Genomic DNA, 7,341 nt, shown 5'->3' on the forward strand with positions numbered 1-7,341 from the left:
GTTCTTTTAAAGATCGCGGCATGGTGATGGCAGTAGCTAAAGCGAAAGAAGAAGGCAGTGACACCATCATTTGTGCATCAACTGGTAATACATCTGCAGCAGCGGCGGCTTACGGGGCGCGTGCTGGCATGAGGTGTATAGTAGTCATTCCAGAGGGGAAGATTGCCCTTGGAAAGCTGGCTCAGGCTGTTATGTATGGTGCTGAGGTAATAGAAATTCAAGGGAATTTTGACCACGCGCTTGAAATCGTTCGTTCAATTAGTGAAACGGAGCCAATCACCCTTGTAAATTCAGTTAACCCTTATCGAATTGAAGGACAAAAGACGGCGGCATTTGAAGTGTGTGATGCACTAGGGCAAGCTCCAGATGTGTTGGCGATTCCTGTAGGCAATGCCGGTAATATTACAGCATATTGGAAAGGGTTCAACGAATATAACGAGAAAAAAGGTACAGGTCTTCCTGAAATGCGTGGGTTTGAAGCTGAAGGTGCTGCGGCTATTGTACGCGATAWAATCATCGAAGAACCTGAAACGGTTGCTACTGCGATCCGTATTGGAAATCCAGCTAGTWGGTCACAAGCAGTGAGCGCAGCCAAAGATTCCAATGGTGCCATTGATTATGTAACAGATGAAGAAATCCTAGAAGCCTATCAATTATTGGCTCAGCGTGAAGGTGTATTTGCAGAACCTGCGTCATGTGCCTCATTGGCTGGCGTCAAAAAACAATTGGCATCAGGTGAATTAAAGAAAGGTGCAAAAATTGTCTGTGTTCTAACTGGAAATGGCTTAAAAGATCCAAGTACAGCTATGGATACAGTGACTGTTAAACCTACAGTTCTCCCGAATGAAAAAGATGTCTTTCTTTCTCATATTAAGGGAGGGGTTACGCTGTGAGTTTAGAGCCTATTATGATTACTGTACCAGGCAGCACAGCAAACCTTGGTCCAGGATTTGATTCTGTGGGACTTGCGGTTGATCGCTATTTAAACTTGGTTGTCAAACCAGCTGAGGTATGGTCCTTTTCTTCCGACTCTCCAGATTTAGTAGGGATACCGAGTGGTGAGGAAAACTTAATTTGCAGAGTAGCTAATCATGTTGCAAAGACATTTGATTATCAGCTTTCTCCTTGTGAAGTAGAGATGACAAGTGATATTCCACTAACAAGAGGTCTTGGCAGCAGTGCTGCTGCGATTGTTGCTGGAATTGAACTTGCTAATCAACAAATGGGAAATTCTCTATCTCCAAAAGAAAAAGTTCGCCTAGCCAGCTTATGGGAAGGTCACCCTGACAATGTCGCCGCGTCGGTTTACGGGGGGCTTGTCATTGGAACTCATACTGTGGATTCTACTCACGTTTTATATGGCGGTGTTCCTAACCTAGATCTTGTATTGGTCATTCCTAGACATGAATTGCTAACTAAAAAGGCAAGAGGAGTTTTACCTGAAACTCTTCCTTTTAAAMAAGCAGTTAGAGGGAGTGGGGTAGCGAATGTTCTTGTCGCAGCTTTGTTACAAGGTGATTTTGAGTTAGCAGGAGAAATGATGGSTTCTGATGTATTCCATCATCCTTATCGTGGTGAACTCGTTCCTCATCTAGAGGAAGTGATCCATGTAGTGAATGAAGAGACGCAAGCGTATGGAGCAGCTTTAAGTGGGGCAGGTCCAACCATCTTCTGTCTTGCACCTCTTCATCAAGGTGGTTCTGTTAAAAAAGTACTTGAAAGCCGTTTTCCAGAGTTTGATGTAGATGTATTAGCGCCTGCTAAACATGGCATCCAAGTGAAAGTACCAAGCTTTTTAAAAGAAGCTTAAATGAATAGATCAAGCAATATCGGGCAAACCAGTACCATCATGAAAAAAAGGAGTGTCCGAACATGCTTGATGCCAATCAGTTACATGAGGGACAACAAGTGTATGTGATTTATCGCAATCCACATACACCAACAGTCTCAGCTATTCAAGAGGCCACTATCGCATTCGATCCAATGAATCCTGGACAAATGTCGTTTGTATTATTTGATTATTATCATCCGATTGAAGAAGATGATGCAATCTTCTCCTCTTATGAAGAAGCAGAGGCATCGTTTGATGAATATATGATGTAGTAACAAGAAAAAAGCCCGCGTAAGCGGGCTTTTTAATATGGTTCAGTATCGATTGCTATCGATATTCATTTCTAAAATTAAAATACTTGTTCGATCTCTTTAACTCCAGGAACTTCCTCAAGAAGAGCACGTTCAATCCCTGCTTTTAGCGTAATAGTCGAACTTGGGCAAGAACCACACGCGCCAAGAAGACGAACTTTAACAATTCCATCCTCTACATCTACAAGTTCAACGTCCCCGCCATCACGAAGCAAGAAAGGACGAAGCTTTTCTAATACTTCCTGTACTTGCTCAACCATTTCAGTACTTGTTGCCATTATTAACAACCCCTTTCTACTCTATATTATAATAGCCAACGCAAAAAAAATCCATGAATCTGCAATGATCATTTAAAACTAGGCTAAATATTTTATTTCTATTTTATTTTACATGAGATACTCCAATAAGTGTATATTTCGTTTAAGTTATGTATAATGTATTTACATAATGTGGGGGAGTGTGGTAGGAATGACGGTGGTAATGGATACGGGGGCCACTTAGGGGATTGGAAGAGCAGCCGTTCATCGATTTGCAAAAGAAGGCGATCACGTCATTGCTGTTGGAAGATCTCAAACTATTGGGATGCAATTACTTCAAGAAAGTGATTCGAATGGTTACATAGGGTATGTTGATTTCTTTCAAGCGAATATAGCGAATGAAACAGAAGTCATTTGCCTCAATGAGTCATTAACAAAATCATTAGCAAGTCGGTACGCCAAACAGGGTATTCGAATAAATGCGATATTACCGGAACTCGTAGACACCCCGTTTGCTCATTGGCTTTATGGTGGGAAAAAGGCTTTTGAATGCGCAAATTCTAAGCATCCAAGAGGAATAGGCAAAGCACCTGATGAAATAGCATCTATTATTTATTTTCTAGCTTCAAAAGATGCTTCGTATATAATTAGACATAATCTGATTGCTGATGGCGGTCTTTCTCTAAAGTAGATTGATCTTATTGCACGGTTTCATATATGCTTGTTTTAAAGAAGAGGAGAGGTGCTATTGATGAGAGAGATCAAGCTAGTTGTGTACGGAGCAGAGGAAAAATGTGCAAGCTGCATTAATTTACCAACTGCTTATGAAACAAAAGAATGGTTAGAAGCTGCTTTATCGAGAAAGTTTGAAGATAACAAAGTAGAAGTAGATTATATTGACATTCATGGCAGCTTTGATGAATCTCACCGCTCCTATGTACAAGCCATTCTTGATGATGAATACTTTTATCCATTGATTGTGTTCAATGATGAAGTAGTAGGTGAAGGCAATCCTAGATTGAAGACAATTTACGAAAAAATTGAAGCGAGTATTTGAGGTTTTGGAATCGGAGGAGGAGCTGGTGGGGCGTGTGGGGGCGTGTTTCGCACATAAGAGTAGAGGATGAAGGTCGTTCGCACATTTATTGCATATGGCGCCCATAAAAGGCGGCTTTTCGCCCAAATTTCGATTATTTCGCACATACACCCGGCAATTTCGCCCATAACTCGAATTTTACGCACATATCAAAAAAAGGCTACTGCATTTGCAGTAGCTCTTTCACTTTTCCTGTCTAGCTTCGGCTCCTTGTCCTGCGGGAAATAACGGTGGATCGAATGAAGGTAAAAAGCAYCTTCATATCGCTCCCCCTCATATTTCCGCATGCCAGCCCAGTCGCCTCCGTTTTTCCTGTCTAGCTTCAGGGCTCAGGTCATCGGTCGCTTCACTTTGTCAAACGAAGCAAACAGCGCTTCGTTTGACAAAGCTCCACCGCCCTCATACCTGAACGAGCCCTTCCGCTTTTCTATGACCCGGAGTGGTGTTTGTACATCCATAATACGCCGCTTTTTAGGACGCGTGGTACGCGGCCGAGCAGGGTGCGCTCGCCCATAAGTCCGAAGCCATGTTTTTTACCGAGTGATCCAAGAACGCCTTTTAGCTTGATGCGTGGGAGTTCTTCTGGTAGTGGTTCATTATTCCATTGTTTCTTTAGGATCGTTACAATTTGTTCCGCTTGTCCTTCCGCCAGCTGTGCACTTGGAGCGTGCGGAAGGCTCGCACAGTCACCTACGACAAAAACATTTTCATCGGTTGGTAGGAAGTGTTGAGGTGTTAAGACAACACGGCCTTGTTGATCTTTTTCAACATCTAAGTTACGTACGACTTCAACGGGTTGGATACCGGCTGTCCAGATGACAGCATCACTTTCAATACGTTGATCATGATTATAAAGAGCACTTTCATCAACTTTTGTAATATTTGATTTGTTGATCACTTCGACACCGTGGTCAATGAACCAATTTTGTACATACGTACTTAAGCGACGAGGAAACATGGAAAGGATGATCTCGCCACGGTCAAATAATTTAATGGTTAAATCGGGGCGGCTTTCACGAAGTTCACTGGCAAGTTCAACTCCGCTTAATCCTGCACCAACAATTGAGACTACTCCTTCAGGACGAACGTTGTTCAAAGCTTCATATGTGCGTCTTGTAGCTCCCATTGTTTGAATGCCATACGTATGCTCAGGTGCACCAGGCACACCATGGTATTTATCTTCACAACCAAGACCAATAATCAACGTATCATAAGGAACGAATTCTCCATTGCTTAATTCAACCGTCTTTTCTTCTAAATGAATTTCAGTGATCGTTTCGTATTTAATAYTCAAACGAGAGTCTTCTGGGAATTGGACACGTAAATGATGGTCGGCAGCGGTTCCTGCTGCGAGTGCATAGTATTCAGTCTTTAAACAGTGATAAGGTAGTCGGTCAATCAACGTAATCTCAACGTCTTCTGGTAGGTCGTTAGGTAAAAGGCGTTGCATAACCCGCATTCCGCCGTAACCAGCACCTAAAATGACAAGTTTTTTCATAAGTGAATGTCTCCTTTGTTCCGTAATAGCTTCCAAGCTTGCATGGATCAACGCCATGACTTTATTGACTAGCTGAGCCTTTGTTGGTTCGTTAGCAAATGTTTGTAAACCATATGAAACATGGCTATTGATAATGTGACTCCATGTCTTATTAGGGATTGGTGAGTGAATATCGCCTTTTTCCTCTGCTTGTGTCAATAGTATTTCCCAATGAGGAAGAAGGGATTGCTCATCTTCAATGACATGCTTCCAAATCTGAGTTGTAAGCTTAGGGTGTATGTCATAATCGCTTAAAATAAATTGTAAGTAGGAGCGAATGCGCACAACTAAAGGAAGCCTTCTTAAATGATTTTGTTCAATATAAGGAAGAGCAGCTTGTATGCGCTCATTTGCAAGCGATTGCATGATCGATTCTTTTGTAGGAAAATAATTAAAGAACGTGCCTTTAGCGACATTAGCTGCTTTTGTTATTTCTAAAACAGTCGTATGGGAAAACCCTTTTTCAAGAAATAATTCTCTGGCTGCCTGTTCGATTCTTATCTTAGTTTGTTCTTTCTTTGCTTTTTCGCTCATGTCGTCGCTCCTTAAAAATGACCCTGGTCAGTTTTGATTATAACGACTTATACGATAAATAACAACAAATTTGTGAATTTTTTTAGAGGTTGAAGGAAGTAAATTTTTTAGGGGTTGCTAAGGGAAGAGGATTGACTTATAAGGAGCTTGCGCGTAGGATTATAGACAAGAAAATTGAGGTGAAAGTGATGCGTCCTATTATCGAATTTTGTTTAAGTAACTTAGCAAGTGGCACGCAAAAAGCGATGGAAGAGCTAGAGCGTGATCCCAATTTAGATATTATTGAGTATGGCTGTCTCGGAAATTGTGGAAGCTGTGCTGTTACTCCTTTTGCACTTGTAAATGGAGAATATATATCAGGTGAAACAAATGAAGAATTAGTCGAAAATATTTATAATTACTTAGAAGAAAATCCAATGTTCTAATAGTAGGCTTCTAGTCATTCTAGAAGCTTCTTTTGTACATATAACCTTCTATCTATATCAAAAAGGGTGATGTTGAATGGATGTGATTCCGTTTCAAAATACCTTGCCTTATGAACGGCAGTTTGAGGATATTTATATAAGTACATGTCCGTTCTGTGACTCTGAGCAAGTGTTAACGAATATGAAAGCACGTGATTATAAACAGGCAAAAGATGGTGTGAAGACCCATCTTATTATGCCTTGTTGCCATAGTAAGATTACGATTTTAGAAGCAGATGAAGACTATTTTTGGGCGGATGAAAAATTAAGGAAATGAGGCGTGAGGATTGAAGTTCACAAAAATGCACGGTCTTGGCAATAGTTACATTTATGTTGATCTATTTAAAGAAAGGCTATTAGAAGAGCAGTTAGCACCTCTTGCTATTGAAGTGRCTGATAAGAATAAGGGAATTGGCTCAGATGGCATGATTTTAGTCTGTCCATCAGATAAAGCTCCGGTAAAGATGCGAGTATTTAATAATGATGGCTCAGAAGCGAAAAATTGCGGAAACGGTCTACGTTGTGTCGCTAAATTTGCTTATGAACATGGATACGTTAATGAGGAGACTTTCCAAATCGAAACATTAGGTGGACTTGTAACTGCAACGGTTCATGTAGAAAATGAGCGTGTACATACAGTCACTGTAAACATGGGGCAGCCACGTTTATCTAGAGAAAGCCTTCCGATGCAAGGAGAGGCGAGTCATCAAGTGGTAGCAGAGCCATTTGACGTTGCCAACACAGAACTTGAATTAACAGCTGTATCGATGGGGAATCCACATGGAGTTTTTTTTGTAGAGGATATTAACCAAGCTCCGGTAGATACGTTAGGACCAATTATTGAGAAGGACCCACGTTTTCCAGAGTGGATTAATGTTGAGTTTGTGGAAGTAGTCAGTGAAACTGAGCTTCATTTCCGTGTTTGGGAACGTGGATCTGGCATTACACAAGCTTGTGGTACAGGTGCTTGTGCAGCCGTCGTTGCATCTATTTTAAATCATCATGCCAGAAAAGGAACAGCAGTAACCGTTCATTTACTCGGTGGCGATTTAGAGATTGAGTGGAGAGAAGACGGCGATGTATTAATGACCGGAGCTGCAGAAGTGATCTGTGAAGGTGTATATAAAAGAAAGTAGTAAGATAGGAACTGGTATCGCTCATGCCAGTTTCTCTTTAAAATTACTTTGTGAAACGKTTCACAAATTAGCCTTAACTTATTGTGAAATAAGGTAGAGATTGGAGATTATTTGGAATAAACTTAAGATGCAAACAAGATAGATGTAGATTTTCATTGGGAGGTTTTTTAGATGA

Annotated in this window: 9 protein-coding genes and 2 pseudogenes; 8 read left to right on the forward strand and 3 right to left on the reverse strand. The window is 41.0% G+C overall.

Annotated features, from left to right (window positions below):
- The 3 genes from thrC to AB685_RS24390 all read left to right on the forward strand — a co-directional run.
- The coding region (gene thrC, locus AB685_RS24380) for a threonine synthase (RefSeq protein ID WP_047973178.1) at window positions 1-893 on the forward strand (893 nt) is incomplete at its 5' end.
- Window positions 890-1,810, forward strand: coding sequence for a homoserine kinase (gene thrB / locus AB685_RS24385; protein WP_082153755.1), 921 nt, complete (start codon window positions 890-892; stop codon window positions 1,808-1,810). The genes thrC and thrB, both read left to right, overlap by 4 nt.
- Before the next feature lie 62 nt (window positions 1,811-1,872).
- Window positions 1,873-2,103, forward strand: a complete 231-nt coding sequence (locus AB685_RS24390; protein WP_047973179.1) for a transcriptional regulator SplA domain-containing protein — start codon at window positions 1,873-1,875, stop codon at window positions 2,101-2,103.
- A 77-nt stretch (window positions 2,104-2,180) separates the two neighbouring features.
- Here AB685_RS24390 and AB685_RS24395 read toward each other — a convergent pair.
- Window positions 2,181-2,475, reverse strand: a pseudogene (locus AB685_RS24395) (NifU family protein).
- 249 nt (window positions 2,476-2,724) lie between these two features.
- Between AB685_RS24395 and AB685_RS24400 the strand changes: the two are divergent.
- Window positions 2,725-3,090 (forward strand): SDR family oxidoreductase, encoded by a 366-nt coding sequence (locus tag AB685_RS24400; RefSeq protein ID WP_053073945.1) that lies wholly within the window; start codon window positions 2,725-2,727, stop codon window positions 3,088-3,090.
- Window positions 3,091-3,150: 60 nt separating this feature from the next.
- Window positions 3,151-3,456: a YuzD family protein gene (locus tag AB685_RS24405; RefSeq protein ID WP_082153756.1), complete on the forward strand. Its 306-nt coding sequence runs from the start codon at window positions 3,151-3,153 to the stop codon at window positions 3,454-3,456.
- 466 nt (window positions 3,457-3,922) lie between these two features.
- On the opposite strand, the gene AB685_RS24410 is transcribed toward AB685_RS24405, so the two are convergent.
- On the reverse strand, window positions 3,923-4,993 hold the full coding sequence (locus AB685_RS24410) for an NAD(P)/FAD-dependent oxidoreductase (RefSeq protein ID WP_047973184.1): 1,071 nt from the start codon (window positions 4,991-4,993) through the stop codon (window positions 3,923-3,925).
- A gap of 411 nt (window positions 4,994-5,404) precedes the next feature.
- Window positions 5,405-5,566: pseudogene (locus AB685_RS32515) on the reverse strand (TetR/AcrR family transcriptional regulator); the annotation flags it as partial.
- A 188-nt stretch (window positions 5,567-5,754) separates the two neighbouring features.
- On the opposite strand from AB685_RS32515, the gene AB685_RS24415 reads away from it, so the two are divergent.
- The 3 genes from AB685_RS24415 to dapF all read left to right on the forward strand — a co-directional run bounded on the left by AB685_RS24415 (window position 5,755) and on the right by dapF (window position 7,166).
- Window positions 5,755-5,991: a YuzB family protein gene (locus AB685_RS24415; protein ID WP_047973185.1), complete on the forward strand. Its 237-nt coding sequence runs from the start codon at window positions 5,755-5,757 to the stop codon at window positions 5,989-5,991.
- A gap of 76 nt (window positions 5,992-6,067) precedes the next feature.
- Window positions 6,068-6,307, forward strand: a complete 240-nt coding sequence (locus AB685_RS24420) for a hypothetical protein (RefSeq protein ID WP_198530577.1) — start codon at window positions 6,068-6,070, stop codon at window positions 6,305-6,307.
- Window positions 6,308-6,332: 25 nt separating this feature from the next.
- A complete protein-coding gene (gene dapF, locus AB685_RS24425) occupies window positions 6,333-7,166 on the forward strand; it encodes a diaminopimelate epimerase (RefSeq protein ID WP_047973187.1) in 834 nt (277 codons plus the stop codon).
- The last annotated feature ends 175 nt before the right edge of the window (window positions 7,167-7,341 follow it).

Source organism: Bacillus sp. LL01 (genome assembly GCF_001037965.1).

What these genes read in the sequence shown, in the direction of transcription:
- AB685_RS24415 (WP_047973185.1), top strand. Translation starts at nt 5,755, where the DNA reads ATGCGTCCTATTATCGAATTTTGTTTAAGTAACTTAGCAAGTGGCACG.
- AB685_RS24405 (WP_082153756.1), top strand. Translation starts at nt 3,151, where the DNA reads ATGAGAGAGATCAAGCTAGTTGTGTACGGAGCAGAGGAAAAATGTGCA.
- AB685_RS24400 (WP_053073945.1), top strand. Translation starts at nt 2,725, where the DNA reads ATGCAATTACTTCAAGAAAGTGATTCGAATGGTTACATAGGGTATGTT.
- AB685_RS24420 (WP_198530577.1), top strand. Translation starts at nt 6,068, where the DNA reads ATGGATGTGATTCCGTTTCAAAATACCTTGCCTTATGAACGGCAGTTT.
- AB685_RS24390 (WP_047973179.1), top strand. Translation starts at nt 1,873, where the DNA reads ATGCTTGATGCCAATCAGTTACATGAGGGACAACAAGTGTATGTGATT.